The following is a 20,533-nucleotide window of genomic DNA, read 5'->3' as shown; positions in this document are numbered from 1 at the left end:
ATACTTTTTGATACCAGGTACAAATAATTTGCGTACTTGAACAAAAATTGCTGTCAAGTATAATAAATATATCACTGGTTGGCCATGCAGTCAACGACTGAAATTTCTCAGAAAGGTCTGAATGATATGAAAGAACTGAACATTATGGAGGCTACTGTTCTGACCTCCCCCAATCCGCTGACATTGATCTGCTCTAAAAAGGAGGATGGTTCTACGAACCTGGCTCCCATTTGCTTTGTGTCTTACCTCTCCTTCAATCCGCCTATGGTGGGTTTCGCCACTGGCAAACAGTCCCACACCGGCAAGCGTGTGCGTGAGACCGGCAAAGTCATTGTCACTGTTCCCTGTGAGAGTCTGGCAGGCGCAGTAATGGCCTGCGGAGCATCTACCGGTGCCGAGACCGACAAGGTGGCCGCCAACAACATCGAGATGATGGCTGTGGATGGCAGTGATATCCAGATTCCGGTGGATACTCGTCTGGCGATGGTGGCCACCCTGCAGCAGTCGGTGGAAGTTGGCGACCATATCCTGCACATCTGTCAGGTGGACAAGTTCCTGGGCGATGAGGACAAGAAGGGGCTGTATGCCTGGAACGGCTTCGGGAAAGTTGCACCTGCGGCAGAAGGCTAAATCTTAAAACGGTAAGGAGGCATCAGCGGTGGCCGTTTGTATTAAATTGAGTGGATCGTCATTGGGACTGAGACCGGACATAGGAAGGGCAAAGCCGTATCGAAACCGGAATGGGTGTGGAACCTGACACATCAGGCCCATGAGCTTGGCATCCCTGTATTTATGAAGGAAGATCTGCTTCCTATCATGGGAGAGGCACAGATGGTACAAGAATTTCCCCCGGCTTTTTACCGGGTATTGGAGGAACAGAAGACATGACAGAAGTAAAAGAGAGCAGCATTCTGATTCAGGATGTAGAAACCAAAAATATTATGACAAAATCCGCCCTGCCGGTGGGAGGCTATTCCGTCAATCCTTATGTGGGCTGTACCCATGGCTGCAAATACTGCTACGCCTCGTTTATGAAGCGATTTACCGGGCACACCGAACCGTGGGGTACATTCCTGGATGTGAAACATTGGCCAGCAATCAAAAATCCGCAAAAGTACAAAGGGCAACGCGTAGTCATCGGTTCTGTGACCGATGGCTATCTGCCCCAGGAGGCTCAGTTTCAGAACACCCGAAAGCTTCTTGAACAGCTCCGGGGCAGCGAGGCGGAAATTCTCATCTGCACCAAGTCAGACTTGGTAATCCGTGACATCGATCTTCTGAAAGAACTGGGAAAGGTCACGGTCTCTTGGTCGATCAATACGCTGGACGAGGATTTCAAAAACGATATGGACAATGCCGTCAGCATCAAGCGACGGCTGGATGCCATGAAGCAGATCTATGATGCGGGCATTCGCACCGTCTGCTTTATTGCCCCTGTCTTTCCGGGTATCACGGATTTTGAGGCTATCTTCCATCAGGTCAGAAATCAATGCGACCTGATATGGTTAGAAAATCTAAACCTGCGAGGCGGATTCAAAAAAGACATCCTTGACTATATACGTAAAAAACATCCTGACTTGGTTCCGCTGTACGACGCTATCTACAACAAGAGAGACAGAAGCTACTTCCGTGGTTTGGAGGATCAAGCGGAACGGCTGGCGAAAGAAAACAGCTGTCCCTTCGTGGACAACGAGCTGCCCTACGGACGAGCAGAGCCTGGGCACCCGGTCATTGTGGATTACTTTTACCATGAGGAAGTGCGTGGCTCGGAAAACACCGGGCGACGCAACCCCCAAAAATAATTTGTGAAATAAATGGGTTCTGACATGGAGCTGTGCTTCAATGTCAGAACCTTTTTTAGCACTGTTTACCCATTCAGAAGTTTTCTTATCCCTCTTGGAAGGACTTGTACTCCGTCCATTGTTTTTCGATTTTCCCCGCTCTACAATGTAGACAGAACGATTAAATGATAGGTGTTTATCAAGTTTTACATAAAATTATATTACCGGTAAGCATACGATGAGCAGATGTTTTTTATTGCCTTTCGAGTATAGATACGTTAAAATATACTTATTAAGCATGATGAATTTGGGAGGTATTTTTCGTGGAAATTAGAGTTCTTCGATATTTTCTGACTGTAGTAAGGGAAGAAAGTATCACAAAAGCCTCAGAAGTTTTACATATCACGCAGCCGACACTTTCACGTCAGCTTGCACAGATGGAGGAAGATATTGGTGTAAAGCTGTTTGATAGAGGGACACGGAAAATCAAATTGACAAATGAAGGAATACTTCTTCGCCGTCGTGCGGAAGAAATTTTGCAGCTTGTAGATAAGACAGAAAAAGAATTAGTGGAGCAAGAGGAACAGGTGGAAGGTAAAATTTCCATTGGGTGTGGAGAAATTGCTGCTGTACAACTTCTTCCTAAAATAATTGAGTCCTTTCGTCGGAAATATCCCCGTGTTACTTTTGACATTTTTACAGCCACAGCAGATTTGGTAAAGGAACAAATGGAGAAGGGACTACTGGATATTGGTTTGCTTCTTGAGCCGGTTGATATGGAAAAATATGAATTTATTCGCTTGAATATAAGGGAAAAATGGGTGGTTCTGATGAAATCGGATGATCCACTCTCCAAGAAAGAAACGGTAAGCGCAAAAGATTTGTCTGTACTGCCTTTGATTCTTCCTAGGCGTATGAATGTGCAGAGTGAGTTGGCAAGTTGGTTTGGCAACTACTATGAGAAACTGGATATTGTTTTTACCAGCAATTTAAGTACGAACAGCGCAATTATGGTGAATGGAGGCTTGGCATATTCATTGGTGATTGAAGGGGCTGTACCGTTCTGGAATCAATCAAAGGTTACATTCAGACCGCTTGATCCGCCACTTACAGCAACAAGTGTATTAGCATGGAAACGTGGTCAGCCGTTTAGCTTAGCAACCACAAAATTCATCAAACATATTCAATGCTTTTTAGGCATGGACAAACCATAAAAACTAAGTATTTGATATAATTCAATTAGAAAATTATAATATAGGTGTAGAGATAAAGCAAACAGCTTTAATTTCTGCACCTATATTTTTTATTGAGGAGGGAGTGCCATTTCATGAAACCGGATTATGATTCCCGTATAAACGCCGGATTAAGCAAAGAAGAAATCGCAAAAATTTCAGGATGCGAAGATCAAGAAATGCAGATAAGGATGTTGCGAAAATATCGGTACAAATTGCTTGATGAGGTACATGAAAAGCAGCAGTCACTTGATGCAATCGATTATATGATCTGTAAAACAAAAAAATAACAATAAGAGGAGGAAAAGGCGTGAATCAGCAAACAACTCTGTTTTCAAACGAGAAGTTGATGGCTATGATTATTCCCCTGTTTTTAGAGCAGCTGCTGATAATGCTTGTAGGGATGGCGGACACACTGGTGGTCAGCTACGCAGGAGAAGCGGCAGTATCCGGTGTTTCACTGGTAAATCAGTTCAATACTATTTTTATTTATCTGTTTACAGCATTGGCATCTGGAGGGGCGGTTGTGATCAGCCAGTATATTGGTAGAAAGAAAAATGATGACGCTGGAGAATCCGCCAGTCAGCTTCTTTCATTTTCTGCGATTTTTTCCATACTGATCGTAGTGATGGTTCTAATTGGAAATGAAGGGATGCTTCGTCTGATGTTCGGTAAAGTGGAAGATTCTGTGATGCACTCTTGTATTACATACCTTAGGATTTCTGCATATTCCTATCCGGCATTGGCGGTTTACAATGCTGGCGCTGCCCTTTTTCGCAGTATTGGAAAAACCAGTGTGACCATGTATTTGTCGGTAATTTCCAATATCATCAATGTTATTGGAAATTTCATTGGTGTACTTGTTTTGCGTGCAGGTGTTGCAGGTGTTGCATACCCTTCACTGATCGCTCGGACATTTTCAGCCGTGATGATTACAGTACTTTGTTTTCAGAGAAAAAATGAAGTGTTCTATCGCTGCAAGTGGATTTTCCGGTGGAATGTGGATTTCATGAAACAAATTCTAAAAATCGCTATTCCAAATGGGATGGAAAACGGTATATTCCAGTTAGTCAAAGTAGCATTAAGCGGTATCGTTGCACTTTTTGGAACATATCAGATTGCTGCAAATGGTGTTGCACAAAGTATCTGGTCATTGGCTGCGCTGGCGGGAGTCGCTATGGGTCCCGTATTTATAACGGTCATTGGACAGTGTATGGGAAATGGGGATGCAGATGCTGCGGAGCATTATTTTAAGAGATTGACAAGAATCACATTGCTGATTTCATCGGCATGGAATCTTTTGATTTTTCTTCTGACTCCATTCTTTATGAAATTTTATGCTTTGCAGCCGGAGACCAAACGGCTTGTAATCTGGCTGGTTTTAATCCATAACGTGTTTAATGCAGCAGCATATCCCTTTTCCGGTGCGCTTAGTAATGGGCTGCGGGCAGCGGGTGATGTGAAATTTACCATGTATGTTTCGGTTATCTCCACGATAGCGGTGCGTCTGCTTTTATCATGGCTCTTGGGAATTGTTTTGAAAATGGGCGTGATCGGGATTGCTATTGCAATGGTTTGTGACTGGAGCATTCGGGCGGTCATTTTCTTCTGGAGGCAGAAGTCCGGAAAATGGAAAACATTTCAGGTGATATAGATTCATTTATAATAAGTTCAATATCGGTATATTATGCCTTATGGTCTTAGCAAGTTTTGCCGTTTTGCTGTGAATGTGTGGGAGGTCAATCCTGCTGGAAAAGCTGATGAACAGGTTGCCAGAGAAGGGCTTTCCTGTATGGAAGTTTGGATGAAAGAACTGGGACTTACAATGAATCTCCATGAGTTGGGGGCAACAGAAGAAATGTTGCATGGTATTGCAAATGGAACCATCATCATGGAAGGTGGATATAAGGTGTTGAATCATGATGAGGTATTGGAGATTTTGAAGAACAGTTTGTAAGCATTCAAGTAGGAGCTTTTATAACGATAATATAATAGAAAAAGGCAAGTGCTGTGAAAGAAATTTTTCTTTGATGTTGCTTGTCTTTTTTTAATTCATCACTTGACATTGTGGCAAAGAAATCCTGAAAGGGGACGAGTAGAAAAAAGAGCAGCTGCATGAGCAGGAAGAAGAAAATAGACAGAGCAGTTGATGATGTGGAATGTCCGGTGCAGTGTGGGTGTAATGCTCATGTTGCATCGGACTTTTTTCGAAAATGATTTTTAATAATGTTGATTTTCAACTACTTTTAACTCAAATATTGCATCTTAACTTAAAAAGAGTTAAGATTGCAAGTAATGACATGGAATATCTCGATAAAGTTCCTGGAGTCAAGAATCAAAGTGTTTTTAAAGAAGCTTATGTTATGGGATATTTTATTTACTAATGTTGATTTTCAACTGCTGGACGAATGGGAGGGGTGCTTCATGCCGTTGCAAATGATCAGAAACGATATTACAAAAATGAGTGTTGACGCAATCGTCAATGCTGCCAACACGTCCCTTTTGGGCGGCGGAGGTGTGGACGGCTGCATTCATCGTGCGGCCGGACCGGAACTGCTTGCAGAATGCCGTACGCTGCATGGCTGCGAAACCGGCAGTGCAAAAATTACAAAGGGATACCGTCTGCCCTGCAAATATGTGATCCATGCAGTCGGTCCGCGCTGGCGGGATGGCAGGCATCGGGAGCAGGAGCTTCTGGAATCCTGTTATCGGACATCTTTGAATCTGGCGAAAGAAAATGGCTGTCAGTCTGTAGCCTTTCCGCTGATTTCCTCCGGTGTTTACGGCTATCCAAAAGACCAGGCTCTGAAGGTTGCAGTCGATACCATCAGCGAATTTTTGCTGGAAAACGAGATGATGGTCTATATCGTTATTTTTGACCGAAAGACATATCAGATTAGCGGAAAGCTGTTTGATGACATCGCAGTGTACATAGATGACAGGTATGTGGAAGAACATACCGACAGGAGGGCAGAACAGAGTCGGTGTTCCGAAGCATGGCAAGAGGAATCCTGCTTTGAAGCTGCATCTGTCCCGCTGCCGCCCGAAGCAATCTGTAAATCCTGCAGCAGTCAGTCTCTGGAAGAGGCGCTGGGGCAGATGGATGAGAGCTTTTCAGAAATGCTGCTTCGAAAGATTGAGGAAAGCGGTATGACGGATGCACAGTGCTACAAGAAAGCAAATATTGACAGAAAGCTCTTCTCAAAAATCCGTTCGGATAGATTCTATAAGCCATCCAAACCTACGGTGCTGGCATTTGCCCTCGCTTTGGAGCTACCGCTTGCCCAGATGCAGGAGATGCTCGGCAAGGCAGGATTCACATTGTCCCATTCAAGTAAATTTGACATCATTGTAGAATATTTTGTCGAACGGGGAAACTATAATGTGTATGAAATTAACGAGGCACTGTTTGCCTTTGACCAGAGTCTGATCGGTACATAAGGAAAAAGAAATGTCGCTTTCCATGCGACCACTCCGCAAAAGAAAATCGCTATACTATGGCTGTAAGGTACGAAATCGAGCAGTCATTTGCGTGAGGAATGAGCCAAAGCTCGAGCTTGCTCGAAACCTTGGCGAATACTGCGACAGCGAGCCCGTAAGGGCGAGATCTTTTAGGAGGATAAGCATATGAGAAAGAATTTAACAGAGATCGTTTTTATCTTAGACCGCAGCGGTTCTATGAACGGACTGGAACGGGATACCATCGGCGGATTCAATTCCATGATTGAGCAGCAGAAAAAAACAGAGGGCGAAGCACTGATTTCAACGGTACTGTTTGACAATGTGAGTGAAGTCCTGCACGACCGTGTAGATGTAAAGAAAATCCGACCGATGACCGACCGGGATTATACAGTTCGCGGATGCACAGCGCTCTTAGATGCCATCGGCGGTGCGATTCATCACATTGGAAATGTTCATAAGTATGCAAGACCGGAGGATGTACCGGAACACACCATGTTCGTAATCACTACGGACGGAATGGAAAATGCCAGCCGCCGGTACAACAGCGAAAAAGTGAGGCAGATGATCGAGCGGCAGAAAGCGAAATACGGTTGGGAGTTTTTGTTCCTCGGTGCTAATATTGACGCGGTAGAGACCGCAAGCCAGTTCGGAATCGGTGCAGACCGTGCAGTCAACTATCAGTGCGACAGCGAAGGAACTGCGTTGAATTATGAGGTGGTCAGCGAAGCAATCAGCTCTGTCCGGTGCAGTGCCCCGTTGAACGCAGACTGGAAAAAACGTATAGATGAGGATTATAAAAAACGTGGAGGAAAATAGAAATATGCAGGCGTATACCTACGTTTCAAAAGGAAAATTCGAATTAAGAGAGAAGCCAAAACCGACCCTGATGCAGGAGCGGGATGCTATTGTCAAAGTGACACTCGCCAGCATTTGCTCCAGCGATCTGCATATCAAGCATGGCAGCGTTCCGCGGGCAGTACCCGGGATCACGGTTGGCCATGAGATGGTGGGGATTGTGGAAGAGGTTGGAAAGGCAGTTACCAAGGTAAAACCGGGAGACCGGGTGACAGTAAACGTGGAGACCTTCTGCGGTGAATGCTTTTTCTGCAAGAAAGGGTATGTGAATAACTGTACAGATGAAAATGGCGGTTGGGCGCTGGGCTGCCGGATTGATGGCGGCCAGGCGGAATATGTGCGTGTGCCCTTTGCAGATCAGGGACTGAATAAGATTCCGGATGGCGTTACGGATCGACAGGCATTGCTGGTGGGCGATGTTCTGGCTACCGGTTACTGGGCAGCGCGTATTTCAGAGATCTCAGAGCAGGATACGGTGCTGATCATCGGAGCCGGCCCCACCGGTATCTGTACCCTGCTTTCGGTAATGCTGAAAAAACCAAGACGGATTATTGTGTGTGAAAAGGATAAAAATCGTCTGCAGTTTATCCGACAGCATTATCCGGAGATTTTGTTGGTTTCTCCGGAGAAGTGTGAAGCGTTTGTACGGGCAAACAGCGATCATGGGGGAGCTGACGTTGTGCTGGAGGTTGCGGGGGCGGAAGCTACCTTCCGTCTGGCCTGGGAATGCGCGAGACCCAATGGTCTGGTGACGGTGGTTGCTCTTTATGATCAGGCACAGATCCTGCCGCTTCCGGATATGTATGGAAAAAATCTTACCTTTAAAACCGGAGGGGTGGATGGCTGTGACTGTGAAGAAACATTACGGTTGATTGCAGAGGGAAAACTGAACACAGAGCCGCTTATCACCCATACCTATCCATTAGAAAGGATAGAGGAAGCCTATGAACTCTTTGAAGGTAAGCGGGACGGTGTAATTAAGGTAGCAGTAGAATGCTAAAAGAAGATATAGATAATTCCAATCATTAATGTACTATATATGGTATGATAATGATTGGAATTTTGTTATAACAGGGGGGATTTCCAACCATTAGTATATACGATCCATGAAAAATCAGGTAAAATTATGTATAGGTAATTAAGGGATCGGTTTTATGAATCCGCTGGGTCCGGATGTGGCGACAATCCGTACTTCTGGCTGTATCGTCTTTTCGCATGGAGGCAATGGCTGCCGGAGGATTTGCCGGAGAATATGAACGATGGATGGATATGGCAGATCTGCCGACCGAAGAGGAAGAGAAGGAATTAATTGCCACGCTGTTTTCTCTGAGCTGAATGATCTGACGGCCGAAGCGAGGAATAAATTTACGGAAGAGAAAAACGGTTAATGCAGTGCTTTTGAGGGACAAACTTTCGTGCATTCATAGCAGAGAATACACTCTGTTCCGTTTTTCCGCTTGCGGGTTTCCTTATTAACCTCCACGTTCATGGGGCAGACCTGCAGACACTTCCTGCAATGGACACACTTATCCTCATCACAGTGGACGCGCAGAAGAGAGAAATAGCTCATAGGTTTGAGAAAAACCGTAATGGGACACAGGTACTTGCAGAATGCCCGGTTATCTTGAAACAGGAAGGCGAACACAATACCGACAAGGTAATAAAGCGCATTTCCGGCCAGGAAAAGCCAGAACATGATTTGCTCCAGATGTGCCACCTGCATCAGAAACAGCCCAGACACCAACGCCAGAGACAGAAGAAACATCACATAGCGAAGGAAGCCCAGCTTTTCTTTTCGTGGCTTCTGCGGCTGATTGTAGGGCAGAAAGTCCAGCACCATAGCTGTCCAGCAGGCGTAACCGCACCAGCCACGCCCAAAAAGCAACGGTCCGAAAATTTTTGCAACCGCGTAGTGGATAGTTGCTGCTTCGAAAACGCCGAGAAACAGGTAGTACCAGAACCCTTCGATCTGCATATTTTCACGGGAAATCACGCCAAGGTACAGCAACATATAGCTGCCCACCGCCAACTGGACGAAATGCCGGGCATACCGTTTCCCGGCGGTAAACAGTGCCGTTCCAAGCCCAAGGCAGGCTCCGATGTAGCTGAAATTCAGCAGATAGAAAAAATTGTCCTTTGTGAGCCACAGCGTAACTGCCACTGCTTCAAACAGCAGAAACAGCAGCATAGATGGCACGTATTTGTGAAGTCTGTGATAGATTCTCATGTTCTCTTTGATCCTCTGCTTTCTTGCTTTTTTCAATACACTGACTGCCGGGCCGGTGCAACGCCCGACATCTTATTATAAGTATAGCAGAGAAATGAAAAAATAGTAATCAGATTCTTATAAAACATCTGCAAAAAAAGTGAAACGATTACAGGCGCAGACGGTTATGACCGCCTGCGCCTGTAATCGTTTGGAGTCATGCCAGACTGTTTTTAAAAGCTGTCTGGAAATGGCCTGGACTGGAAAAGTTTGATGTATTCCTATGCATAGGGTATAATGTCTTTAGGAAAAAAGATATGATTACGAAAACAAAATATTCCGCAAACATGATAGAGAAAGCAGGTATGCTATGAAAAGAAAAATTATGATTGCTGCAGTGGCAGCTGCTGTGATTTTTGCGGTGATTGCGATTCTTTCCGTTTTGGCGCAGACACCGGCATTAATCTGAGAAATCGAAATGATCTGCTGTGAAATTTCCGGCGGATCATGGAAGGATGGGAAAACTGGCGTTTCGCAAATGATTTTGCCTGTTTTCATACAAAAAATACTTTGAATATCAAGAAATCTATGCTACACTGATACTGCACGACAAAATAAAAGAAAGTGGGGATTGGAGTATGAGTGGTCTGTTTCGTGCTCTTCATCGGACAAAAGTGTTTCGAAATCTGACGGAGCAGGAGTTTGCATGGGTTTTATATGATGTGGGAAATTCGGCATTTATTATGCTTGCCTGTTCGCTGATTCCGATCTGGTTTAAGAGTCTGGCAATCGGTACAGGGCCGGGAAAAATCAGTTCGGATCAGGCGACGGCGTATTATTCGATTGCCATTTCCATTGTTACGGTGGTGGTGGCACTGATCGGTCCTGTCTGCGGTGTGCTGGCAGATCATAAGGATAAGAAAAAGATCTTTTTTACCACAACGGCAGGTCTTGGCATCACAGGATGTGTGCTGAATGGCGTTGCAACGAGCTGGGTGCTGTTTCTGGTCATTTACATTGTGACAAGAGTCTGCTATAATGCATCGCTGACGATTTACGATTCCATGCTGAATGACGTGACGACGGAGGAACGTATGGATGAGGTATCCTCCTATGGCTATGCGTGGGGATACCTGGGATCCTGCATTCCGTTTCTTGTAGCACTGATTGCTTATGTGTTGGGGCCGGATATGGTCGGGGTGTTGCCGGATTTTGTCTCTAAGATGATTGGCTTTTGCGTAACGGCTCTCTGGTGGCTGGTGGTGACGCTGCCGTTGCTGAAGGAGTATCGGCAGAAGAATTACGTGGAAATGAGAACGGTTACCGTCGGTCAGACATTTGGAAAAATATTCAGAACTCTGAAAAAAATCGCAGTTTCGGACCGGAAAGTATTTTTCTTTCTGATTGGATTCTTTCTCTATATTGATGGGGTCGGAACTATCATTGACAACTGCATCAACATCGGAACCGATCTGAACCTGAATACGGTCGGACAGGTTGTTTTTCTGCTTGCCACGCAGGTTGTCGCTTTTGGAGGATCTCTGTTTTTTGCAAAACTGTCGCGGAAAAAAGATACGGTATCCCTGATTCTGATCTGCATCGCAGGCTATTTTGTCATCTGCCTCTATGCGCTGACACTGCGGACGCTGGTGCACTTTGCGATTCTGGCATTTGGAGTGGGATGCTTTCAGGGATCAATTCAGTCGTTGTCGCGGTCGTATTATTCCAAAATTATTCCGGCGGAGAATTCGGGAGAATATTTTGGCATCTACGATATTTTTGCCAAGGGCGCTTCCTTCCTTGGATCTGTAGTCATTGCAGTTGTAAAGCTGGCGGGAGGAACGATCAACGTAGCGGTTGCATGTCTGGCGGTTTTCTTTGCACTTGGATTTGTTTTTCTGAAAATTGCAGACCATCAGCCGATGGCGGGTGAAAAATAAAAGATACACAGCATAAAAAAATCTCAAAACCAGGAGAACAAGAGCAACTGGTTTTGAGATTTTTTACTTTTGACTCCGGGGTTTCACAAAGAGAGGTTACGTGTTACGATAATCAGTGAGTCGGGCTGCCGGGAATGTGGCTGCCTGAAAAAAGCACAGACAGGCCAGATCCGGAAAGCCGGAAGAGTCGATCACAAGGATGCGTTTCTGGACAACGAGGAGCTGCACATTGGTACCAGACCCCATTACACTTCTATCTGCAGACCCCGATTGCACAGATTCATGATTACAGCATGGCGCAGTTTGAGCATTGGACGAAAGAAACATTCTCTGCCAATTTTCGCAAAATGCTGACGCTGGAACAATACCGCGATCCAAAACTTGCGCAGCTTCATCATGATTATCTGGCGGGCGGACCATTGAAATATATGGCGGTGATTTTTCGTAAGCTGGCGGATTCTGATGAAACGGCCATGCAGCTGGCGTTGGAGTTTTATCTGTGACAAGAACCCGGAAGCTTTTGAAAAATTTGAAGCCGCATTCCCCAAAAAGGAAAAGCTGAAACTGCTGGGGCAGCTGTTCTGATTCGAGCGATAAAGTTTGGCAGCAGAACGATGCTGAGGGGTAAGCAGGTGTGTGATAAAAGGAGAACAGGACAATGGGGGAATCCCGTGTCCTGTTTTTTTGCCCCTGAAAAGTGGAAATTTCCTATCCCCTCTGCATACAATACAGGTAGAGTATCTTTTCAAACCCGTTCAGAAAGGATGATCATTATGACGAAAGGCATTGTAAAAATAAAGAAAAACCGTGCATTTGTAGAGCAGCAGAACGGCGAGGTGGAAGTGGCTTCCGGGCAGTATGTGTATCTGAAAGTGGAAAATTGCTGGATTCCGGTGGTGGTGCGGTATTCGGCGCGGAGGAAGAAGTGGTATTTTAAGTATCTCGAGGAAATCCCGGTCTGCGGGCAGAAGGTGTTGCTGAAGGCGTAGCCGGTAAAGGGCGTTTCACGTATGTTTAACATGTGTTTAATCTTTCTGAGTCAGAAATTCATTATGCAGCTCCTGGATTCTGCGCTGTTCGGCAGCTTCCTGTTTTTCACGCTCCGATCAATACGAAGATCCCGCAAGCAGAGCGCAGATCAGCGTCAGACCGAAAACAAGAAGAAAAGAATAAAGATATGGATGACCGGGATGATTTTCATGATTCATAGGAAGCCTGGCTTTCTGAATGTAAAATTCGTAGATAAGGATTTTCTGTGTCTAAAATTCAGTATAGCAAACGGAATTTTTCGCGTCAATGGAAAGGATTGGTTTCTCGATTTCCAAATTCATCATTTACGCCGTCCCCAAAGTCTGCTAAGATAAAGAAAACTTGTTACCAAACGAGAAAACAGGAGTGATTTACATTGAAAAAGATTTTATTTATCGCAACCGGCGGCACAATCGCTTCGAAGAAGACGGAAAATGGTCTGACTCCGCAGATTACGCCGGAGGAGTTATTGTCTTATATTCCGGAGGTGGAAGGCCTCTGTGAGATTACGGCGGTGAATCCGTTTAATCTGGACAGCTCGAATGTGGTTCCGGAGAACTGGAGCACGCTGGTGAAAGTGGCGAAGGAGCATTACGAGGATTACGACGGTTTCGTCATCGCGCACGGAACTGATACGATGGCGTACACCGCGGCGGCGCTTTCCTATATGATTCAGAATTCGGAAAAGCCGATCGTCATCACCGGAGCACAGCGGCCGATCAATTTGGATATCACGGATGCAAAGACAAACCTGTCCGATAGCTTTTATTACGCCTGTGATGATGCATCCCAGGGTGTACAGATTGTGTTCGACGGAAAAGTCATCGCGGGAACGCGCGCGAAGAAGGTGCGGACGAAGAGCTACAATGCCTTTTCCAGCATCGATTTCCCGTACCTTGCGGTAATACAGGACCGCAGGATTCTGCGGTATCTGCCGATGCTGCCGTATGAAAAGCCGGTTCGTTTTTATGAAAACTTAAGCGATAACGTTTTTCTCTTGAAACTGATCCCGGGAATCAGCCCGGTATTGCTTCCGGCGATTTTTGAGCACTACGATGCGATCATTGTGGAGAGCTTCGGTGTCGGCGGTATTCCGGCGAGCATCAAGGAGCCGTTTTACGAGCTCTGCCAGAAGTACCCGGAAAAACTCATCATCATGTGTACCCAGGTTTCTCACGAGGGAAGCGATATGACCGTCTATGAAGTCGGCCATGAGATGAAAACCCTGTGCAACATTCTCGAGTCATACGATATGACCCCGGAGGCAGTCGCAACTAAAACCATGTGGCTTCTCGGCAACCGTCCGGATGATCATGAGAGCCGGGAAAAAGCATTCTATAAACCGATCAACTACGATACGGTCTGGAAATAAGAAAAAGAAAGACGGCAAAAAGGCTGTCACGGTCCGCAGGAAAGAAATGTTTCTGCTGGCTGTGAACGCCTCTTTTTCTTTTTGAGGAAAAAGAAATTTTCTGCAAAATTTTCAGACAGTACGGACGCAAAATTGATTTTTATTGGAAGAATTGTGCAAATTTCATAGAAAAATCAGAAACAGGTTGATATCTTTTGAACATTTTAGTAGAATTGAATTCATGATGCAGTGCGGAAAACGGCGGATTTTGGATGACGAATCCAACCGCTGGTTACAGTTACAACATATGTCGATATCGAGGAGACACCGACCGGCATCCGCTTAAAGAAGTATATGGAGAAATATTTCGATCCACGGATTTATATCGCAGGAGAGCTTGGCATCGGACTGAATTCGTGCTCGAACTGCCTCGGCAACTGCTACATTGAGGATGAATCCGCGTATGGAACTTTCCACGTAGGGCTTGGACGCAATATCGCGCTCGGCGGCGTGCAGAATGCGAAAGGCCACTTCGACCTGGTCTGCCGGGAACCCGATATTTTTACCGATAACCGTCAGATTATGGACCGGGGAAAGATTATTGCACCCGAGCCTGTGTTATACTAAAGGACAGAACCAGGAGACAAAAATTAAGAGACAAAAGGAGAAAAGACGATGAAAGTTTTATTAACAGGATTTGACCCATTTGGAGGAGAGAGCGTGAACCCGGCATTCGAGGCCATCAAACTTCTGCCGGATACCATCGCCGGAGCAGAGATCGTAAAAGTTGAGATCCCGACCGAGTTTACCAGAAGTATTTCCTGCGTGGAAGCAGCCATCAAAGAGCACAATCCGGACGTTGTCATCGATGTCGGACAGGCAGGCGGACGCGCATGCGTAACCGTAGAGAAAGTCGGCATCAACCTTGCAGACGCAAGAATCCCGGACAACGCCGGAGAGCAGCCGTCCGATGAACCGCTGCAGGCAGACGGCCCGACCGCATACTTTGCAACGATTCCGGTCAAAGCAATGGTTCAGAACGTCCGCGAACACGGCCTTCCGTGCCACGTATCCTTCACCGCAGGCACCTACGTATGCAACTGCGTCATGTACAATGTGCTTCACCTGTGCGCAACGAAATATCCGAACATCCGCGCAGGCTTCATCCACGTACCGTTCGCATGCGAGCAGGTAGTCGGAAAAGCAAGCACCATGGCAAGCATGCCGCTGGAAACGATTGCAAAATCTCTGGAATACTGCATCGAGGCAGTCGTAACCAACAAAGAAGAAGTAGAAGAAGCAATGGGAACTACCCACTAAAACAGACTTTCAGACCGTCGTACCGGAATTTTGGTGCGGCGGTCTGCTTTTTTTGCTATTTTCTCTTTTGCAAACTATATCTTTTGTGATACAATAAGATTCGTCAGAATTTTTATGCGAAAGGAACGAAAGAAAGAAAATGGAACAGGGTAAAATTTTTAAATTTCATAATGACCTTGATACAGACCAGATCATCGCATCCCAGTATCTGCTTCTGCCGAATCTGGATGAGATGAAAGGTCATGCGTTTGAATCGTTAGATCCGGACTTTGCAAAAAAAGTAAAACCGGGAGATTTTGTCGTAGGAGGAGAAAACTTTGGCTGTGGTTCCTCAAGAGAGCAGGCACCGGGCGTTTTAAAGGCACTTGGTGTACAGGCTGTTATCGCAAAATCCTTTGCCAGAATCTTTTTCCGCAACGCCATCAACATCGGTCTGCCGGCGATTGTCTGTAAAGACCTGCCGGATGCCGTAGAAGACGGGGACACCATGGTCCTCCATATGTCCGAGGGAACCGCAGAGGTGAACGGCAAAACGTACACCTGCACCAAACTGCCGGAATATATGCAGAACATACTGAATCAGGGAGGCTTGATTGCCTCTTTGAACCGCGAGGAGGAGTAAGAACCATGGGAATGACAATTGCAGAGAAAATTATCGCCGCTGCAGCCGGCGTTCCGGAAGTAAAACCGGGAGATATCCACACCGTAACACTGGATCGTCTGATGAGCAACGACGGAACAACTCATCTGACGGTTGATATGTACCGCAACAAATTAAACCACCCGCACATTGCGGATCCGAAAAAGCTCGTTTTCATCGTCGACCACAACGTGCCGTCCGACAGCCCGAAAACAGCAGCATCCCAGAAAAAGATGCGTGATTTTGCAAGAGAGAACAACATTGACTTCTGGGAAGGAAAAGGCGTATGCCATCAGGTGATGATCGAGAACTATGTCCGCCCGGGCGAGCTGATCTTCGGCGCTGACAGCCATACCTGCTCTTACGGAGCACTCGGCGCATTCGGCACCGGTGTCGGCTGTACCGATTTCCTGTACGGCATGGTAACGGGAACTTCCTGGGTACTCGTACCGGAAAGCGTAAAATTCAATCTTGTAGGAAAACTGCCGGAGGGCGTTTATGCGAGAGACCTGATCCTCACCATCATCGGCGAGGTCGGCGCAAACGGATGCAACTACCAGGTGATGGAGTTTACCGGTGAGGGTGCAAAAACGCTGAGCATCAGTGACCGTATGGCACTTTGTAATATGGCAGTCGAAGCCGGCGCCAAGACCGGTATCTTTGAGGCAGATGAGAAAGCCATGGAATACCTGAAAGAGCACGGAAGAGAGCCAAAAGAAGTCTTCCACAGCGACCCGGATGCAAAATACGTCCGAGAGTATACCTTTGACCTCTCCAAAGTCCGCCCGGTTGTTGCAAAGCCAGACTTTGTGGACCGCGTTGTTCCGGCAGAGGAAACGTGCGGAACGCCAATCAATGAGGCATTCCTTGGTTCCTGCAACAACGGAAGAATCGAAGACCTCCGTGTCGGCGCAGAGATCATCCGCGGAAAGAAGGTCGCAGAGGGTGTCCGTTTCCTCGTTGTTCCGGCAAGCCAGACGATCTACCGTCAGGCATTAAAAGAAGGCATCATCGACACCTTCATGGAGGCCGGAGCCATCGTCATGAACCCGAACTGCAGCGTCTGCTGGGGAAGCTGCCAGGGTGTCATCGGCGAGAACGAAGTGCTGATCAGCACCGGAACCCGTAACTTCAAGGGCCGTGCCGGTCATCCAAGCTCCAAAGTATACCTGGGATCCGCTGCTACGGTAACCGCATCCGCGATTGCCGGAAAGATTGCGACGGCAGATCAGATCTGACCATTTTCTTTGAGGGATACATAATATTTTTGGGAGAATAAACATATGGAAGCATTTACAGGAAAAGTATGGGTGCTTGGAGACGATATTGATACCGATATCATTATCCCGACCGAGTATCTTGCTTTAAAGACAATTGACGATATGAAACAGTACGGCTTTTCCCCGCTCCGCCCGGAACTGGCCGGACAGATCGAAAAGGGCGACATCATCGTGGCAGGAAAGAACTTCGGCTGCGGCTCCTCGAGAGAGCAGGCACCGGAGATCATCAAGGCGCTCGGCATTTCCTGCGTTATCGCGAAATCCTTTGCTCGGATCTTTTTCCGCAACTCCATCAATAACGGCCTTCTTCTGATCGAGCAGCCGGATCTGCACGATGATATCAAAGAGGGCGACACCATCACCGTCAAGATGAATGAGCATGTTGATTACAACGGAAAAACATACCCGATCGCAGCTCTGCCGGAGAACCTGATGGATATCATTCAGGCAGGCGGCCTGGTAAAGGCAATGCGCAAGCGCAACGGATTGGATTAAGAGCGGGAGGAAGAAACGATGGGCAATACAGTAATTGAAAAAATCATCCGCCACAACACCGGAAAAGACGTAAAACCGGGCGACATTGTGACGGTCAACGTGGACAGAGTCATGATTCATGATATCTTCATCCCGTTTGTCGGCGATAAATTCGAGGAGATGGGCTTTACCAAACTGTGGGACCCGGATAAAGTCGTTCTGATCTACGACCACCTCGTTCCGACAAGCCAGGTGGACGATACGAGACATTTCCACAAAGGCGATGAATTTGCAAAGAAATATGGCATGAAAAACGTACACAGAAGCGACGGAATCTGCCATCAGTTAATGACAGAGGCAGGTTACGTAAAACCGGGCGACGTTGTTTTCGGAACCGACAGCCACACGACGACATACGGCTGTGTCGGTGCATTCTCTTCCGGAATCGGCTACACAGAGATGGCGAGCATCCTTGGAACGGGTACGATGTGGATCAAAGTGCCGGAGACGATCAAAGTTGTCATCGAAGGCGAGCTGCCGAAAAATGTGATGTCAAAAGACATTATCCTGCGTCTGATCGGTGACCTCGGTGCAGACGGCGCAACGTACCGCGCACTGGAGTTCTCAGGAAGCACCGTAGAAAATATGACCGTGGCAAGCCGTATGACGATTGCCAACATGGCGATCGAGGCAGGTGCCAAATGTGCACTTTTTACCCCGGATGAGAAGACCGCAGAATACTGCGAGATCGAACTCAATGACTATCAGAAGAGCTTAAAAGGCGATGAGGATGCAAAATATCTGTGCACCATCACCTACCGCGCCGAGGATTTTGTGCCGGTTATGGCATGCCCGTCCCAGGTAGACAAGATCCGTGATACCAGCGTTCTCGAGGGAACCCCGATCGATCAGGTCTTCATCGGTTCCTGTACGAACGGCCGTCTCGAGGATCTGCAGGCGGCAGCCGAGGTTTTAAAAGGCAAAAAAGTAGCCGACTACGTAAAACTGATCGTAACACCGGCAAGCCGCAAGATTTATCTGCAGGCAAGCAAAATGGGCATTCTCGATACACTGGCAGAGGCAGGCGCCATGATTACACATCCGGGATGCGGCCTGTGCTGCGGAAGAGCGGGCGGAATCCTCTCTGACGGCGAGCGTGTTGTAGCAACGAACAACCGAAACTTTCTTGGAAGAATGGGTACTTCTAAAGTTGAAATTTATCTGGCATCTCCAAAGACAGCGGCAGCATGTGCAGTAGCTGGAAAAATTGTGACGCCGGAAGTGTAAACGAACTTAACAGCAGAAAGGGAAAACAGACGACATGAATGGTTCAATGTTTATCGGAACCTGGTGGGCACTCGTCCCGCCGCTGCTTGCAATTCTGCTTGCATTTGTCACAAAAGAAGTTTACAGTTCCCTGTTCATCGGATCGGCAGTCGGTGTCCTTTTGTACACCGGCTTCCATCCGTGGGATGCGTTCACAAGCTTCTTTGAAATTTTACGGAACAGCATGAACATCAACATTCTGATCTTCGATATCCTGCTTGGCATGGTTGTCGTGCTGATGGCGAAATCCGGCGGCTCGGCGGCGTATGGAAAATGGGCGGGGACGAAGATCAAAACGAAGCGGAGTGCGCTTCTGGCAACGATGGGGCTTGGTGTTCTGATTTTTGTGGATGACTATTTCAACTGTCTGACAGTCGGCTCTGTCATGCGCCCGGTCACGGACAGCCACAAGGTTTCCCGCGCGAAACTCGCATACATCATCGACTCCACCGCAGCGCCGATCTGTATTATCGCGCCGATCTCAAGCTGGGCGGCAGCCGTCAACTCGTATGTGCCGGCGGATGCGGGAATCAGTGGATTCCAGCTGTTTCTGCGGACAATTCCGTATAACCTGTATGCGATCCTTACAATTGCGATGGTCTTTTACATCTGCTACACCGGCTTTGATTTTGGTCAGATGAAGCTCCACGAGGATAATGCCGCCAAAGGTGATCTTTTCACGACCGGAGGCGAGGAGTTTGAGCAGGTTTCCGAGCAGGAGGTCAATCCGAACGGAAAAGTCATCGACCTCGTGCTCCCAGTTGCCGTGCTGATTGTATCAGCGATTGGAGCGATGGTTTACACTGGCTTCCTCGGCGGCGCGGACAATGTGATTTCCGCGTTCGCAGGATGTGATGCAGAGACGAGTCTGATTTTTGCCTCCGTCGTGACGATCCTGTTTATGATGGCGCTGTATCTGCCGCGGAAGGTCATCACCTTCAAGAGCTTTATGGACAGCCTGTCCGAGGGCTTCAAGCTGATGGTTCCGGCGGTTACGATTCTCGTCTTTGCGTGGACCTTAAAAGGCGTCGGTGATGCGATGGGCCTGGCCCAGTTTGTCGGAAGCGTCGTGGGAGACCATGCATCCGCAAGTATTTTTATCCCGGTGGTGCTGTTCGCCGTGGCGGTGTTCCTTTCCTTTTCGACGGGAACCTCCTGGGGAACGTTCGCGATTCTTGTGCCGATTGCAACGGGCATGTTCGCCGCCGGAACAAATCTGGAGATGATGATTATCTCGGTATCCGCCGTCCTGGCAGGGGCGGTCTGCGGTGACCATATTTCGCCGATCTCGGATACGACGGTTATGTCAAGTGCGGGTGCGCAGAGCAACCATCTGAACCACGTATCGACGCAGATGCAGTATGCGGCCGTTACGGCGTGTGTCTGCCTGGTGGGATATCTGATTGCAGCCGTGACCAGAACGTGGTGGATCACACTTGGCGTCAGCCTTTTTCTTCTTTTGGCTGTTTTAACCGGAATGCGCAGATTTTGCGCAAAAAAAGCGGAAAACGGCAAAAAATAAAAAAGAAAACAGAAAAACGCGTGAAATGCTTGACGGGAGAGAAAAAGAACCGTATACTAAAAAATAGAACAAACATTCACAGGACAACGGTGTCCTGCAAAGAAGAAGCGGAACG

General features: G+C 47.2%; 22 protein-coding genes. 21 read left to right on the top strand and 1 reads right to left on the bottom strand.

The window, feature by feature from the left end; genetic code table 11:
- The first annotated feature begins 126 nt into the window (after positions 1 to 126).
- The 10 genes from DXD92_RS01370 (at position 127) to DXD92_RS18415 (ending at position 8,665) form a co-directional block, all read left to right on the top strand.
- Positions 127 to 630 (top strand): flavin reductase family protein, encoded by a 504-nt coding sequence (locus tag DXD92_RS01370; RefSeq protein WP_118639930.1) that lies wholly within the window; start codon positions 127 to 129, stop codon positions 628 to 630.
- A 254-nt stretch (positions 631 to 884) separates the two neighbouring features.
- Complete coding sequence (locus DXD92_RS01360; RefSeq protein ID WP_118639929.1) at positions 885 to 1,802, top strand: radical SAM mobile pair protein B; 918 nt, start codon at positions 885 to 887, stop codon at positions 1,800 to 1,802.
- Positions 1,803 to 2,104: 302 nt separating this feature from the next.
- On the top strand, positions 2,105 to 2,995 hold the full coding sequence (locus tag DXD92_RS01355) for a LysR family transcriptional regulator (RefSeq protein ID WP_022462480.1): 891 nt from the start codon (positions 2,105 to 2,107) through the stop codon (positions 2,993 to 2,995).
- A 113-nt stretch (positions 2,996 to 3,108) separates the two neighbouring features.
- The gene (locus DXD92_RS01350) at positions 3,109 to 3,303 is read left to right on the top strand and encodes a DUF4224 domain-containing protein (protein WP_022462481.1); all 195 of its coding nucleotides are present in this window, start codon (positions 3,109 to 3,111) and stop codon (positions 3,301 to 3,303) included.
- Positions 3,304 to 3,323: 20 nt separating this feature from the next.
- Complete coding sequence (locus tag DXD92_RS01345) at positions 3,324 to 4,667, top strand: MATE family efflux transporter (RefSeq protein ID WP_117760428.1); 1,344 nt, start codon at positions 3,324 to 3,326, stop codon at positions 4,665 to 4,667.
- 138 nt (positions 4,668 to 4,805) lie between these two features.
- On the top strand, positions 4,806 to 4,970 hold the full coding sequence (locus tag DXD92_RS19230; protein ID WP_022462483.1) for an oxidoreductase Fe-dependent alcohol dehydrogenase family: 165 nt from the start codon (positions 4,806 to 4,808) through the stop codon (positions 4,968 to 4,970).
- A gap of 467 nt (positions 4,971 to 5,437) precedes the next feature.
- Entirely contained in the window at positions 5,438 to 6,454 is a 1,017-nt protein-coding gene (locus DXD92_RS01335; RefSeq protein ID WP_118639928.1) for an O-acetyl-ADP-ribose deacetylase, read from the top strand.
- Between the two features lie 186 nt (positions 6,455 to 6,640).
- Positions 6,641 to 7,291, top strand: a complete 651-nt coding sequence (locus tag DXD92_RS01330; RefSeq protein WP_117814036.1) for a vWA domain-containing protein — start codon at positions 6,641 to 6,643, stop codon at positions 7,289 to 7,291.
- A 4-nt stretch (positions 7,292 to 7,295) separates the two neighbouring features.
- Complete coding sequence (locus DXD92_RS01325) at positions 7,296 to 8,330, top strand: alcohol dehydrogenase (RefSeq protein ID WP_055228476.1); 1,035 nt, start codon at positions 7,296 to 7,298, stop codon at positions 8,328 to 8,330.
- A gap of 173 nt (positions 8,331 to 8,503) precedes the next feature.
- A complete protein-coding gene (locus DXD92_RS18415) occupies positions 8,504 to 8,665 on the top strand; it encodes a hypothetical protein (RefSeq protein WP_158565074.1) in 162 nt (53 codons plus the stop codon).
- A 49-nt stretch (positions 8,666 to 8,714) separates the two neighbouring features.
- On the opposite strand, the gene DXD92_RS01320 is transcribed toward DXD92_RS18415, so the two are convergent.
- The gene (locus DXD92_RS01320; protein WP_118639951.1) at positions 8,715 to 9,557 is read right to left on the bottom strand and encodes a 4Fe-4S binding protein; all 843 of its coding nucleotides are present in this window, start codon (positions 9,555 to 9,557) and stop codon (positions 8,715 to 8,717) included.
- Between the two features lie 617 nt (positions 9,558 to 10,174).
- On the opposite strand from DXD92_RS01320, the gene DXD92_RS01315 reads away from it, so the two are divergent.
- From DXD92_RS01315 to DXD92_RS01255, 11 genes are all read left to right on the top strand, one after another.
- Positions 10,175 to 11,476 (top strand): MFS transporter, encoded by a 1,302-nt coding sequence (locus DXD92_RS01315; RefSeq protein ID WP_118639927.1) that lies wholly within the window; start codon positions 10,175 to 10,177, stop codon positions 11,474 to 11,476.
- Between the two features lie 134 nt (positions 11,477 to 11,610).
- Positions 11,611 to 11,979 (top strand): hypothetical protein, encoded by a 369-nt coding sequence (locus DXD92_RS18825; protein WP_243104815.1) that lies wholly within the window; start codon positions 11,611 to 11,613, stop codon positions 11,977 to 11,979.
- 270 nt (positions 11,980 to 12,249) lie between these two features.
- Entirely contained in the window at positions 12,250 to 12,465 is a 216-nt protein-coding gene (locus DXD92_RS01300) for a hypothetical protein (protein WP_022462490.1), read from the top strand.
- 416 nt (positions 12,466 to 12,881) lie between these two features.
- The gene (locus tag DXD92_RS01290) at positions 12,882 to 13,877 is read left to right on the top strand and encodes an asparaginase (RefSeq protein WP_117509129.1); all 996 of its coding nucleotides are present in this window, start codon (positions 12,882 to 12,884) and stop codon (positions 13,875 to 13,877) included.
- A 333-nt stretch (positions 13,878 to 14,210) separates the two neighbouring features.
- Positions 14,211 to 14,483 (top strand): hypothetical protein, encoded by a 273-nt coding sequence (locus DXD92_RS01285; protein WP_191892600.1) that lies wholly within the window; start codon positions 14,211 to 14,213, stop codon positions 14,481 to 14,483.
- A gap of 48 nt (positions 14,484 to 14,531) precedes the next feature.
- Entirely contained in the window at positions 14,532 to 15,176 is a 645-nt protein-coding gene (gene pcp / locus DXD92_RS01280; protein WP_117509128.1) for a pyroglutamyl-peptidase I, read from the top strand.
- A gap of 139 nt (positions 15,177 to 15,315) precedes the next feature.
- Entirely contained in the window at positions 15,316 to 15,798 is a 483-nt protein-coding gene (locus tag DXD92_RS01275; RefSeq protein WP_055218301.1) for a LeuD/DmdB family oxidoreductase small subunit, read from the top strand.
- A 5-nt stretch (positions 15,799 to 15,803) separates the two neighbouring features.
- Entirely contained in the window at positions 15,804 to 17,054 is a 1,251-nt protein-coding gene (locus DXD92_RS01270) for a 3-isopropylmalate dehydratase large subunit (RefSeq protein ID WP_117509127.1), read from the top strand.
- A gap of 45 nt (positions 17,055 to 17,099) precedes the next feature.
- Positions 17,100 to 17,591, top strand: coding sequence for a LeuD/DmdB family oxidoreductase small subunit (locus tag DXD92_RS01265; RefSeq protein WP_022462500.1), 492 nt, complete (start codon positions 17,100 to 17,102; stop codon positions 17,589 to 17,591).
- 18 nt (positions 17,592 to 17,609) lie between these two features.
- Entirely contained in the window at positions 17,610 to 18,857 is a 1,248-nt protein-coding gene (locus tag DXD92_RS01260; RefSeq protein ID WP_117509126.1) for a 3-isopropylmalate dehydratase large subunit, read from the top strand.
- 34 nt (positions 18,858 to 18,891) lie between these two features.
- Complete coding sequence (locus DXD92_RS01255; RefSeq protein WP_117509125.1) at positions 18,892 to 20,418, top strand: Na+/H+ antiporter NhaC family protein; 1,527 nt, start codon at positions 18,892 to 18,894, stop codon at positions 20,416 to 20,418.
- Positions 20,419 to 20,533: the final 115 nt, after the last annotated feature.

The sequence above is a fragment of the Blautia sp. TM10-2 genome, from assembly GCF_003480845.1.
GTDB classification, from domain to species: domain Bacteria; phylum Bacillota; class Clostridia; order Lachnospirales; family Lachnospiraceae; genus Fusicatenibacter; species Fusicatenibacter saccharivorans.
Note: the sequence above shows the minus strand (reverse complement) of the source record. Positions and strands in the feature narration are given on the sequence as shown.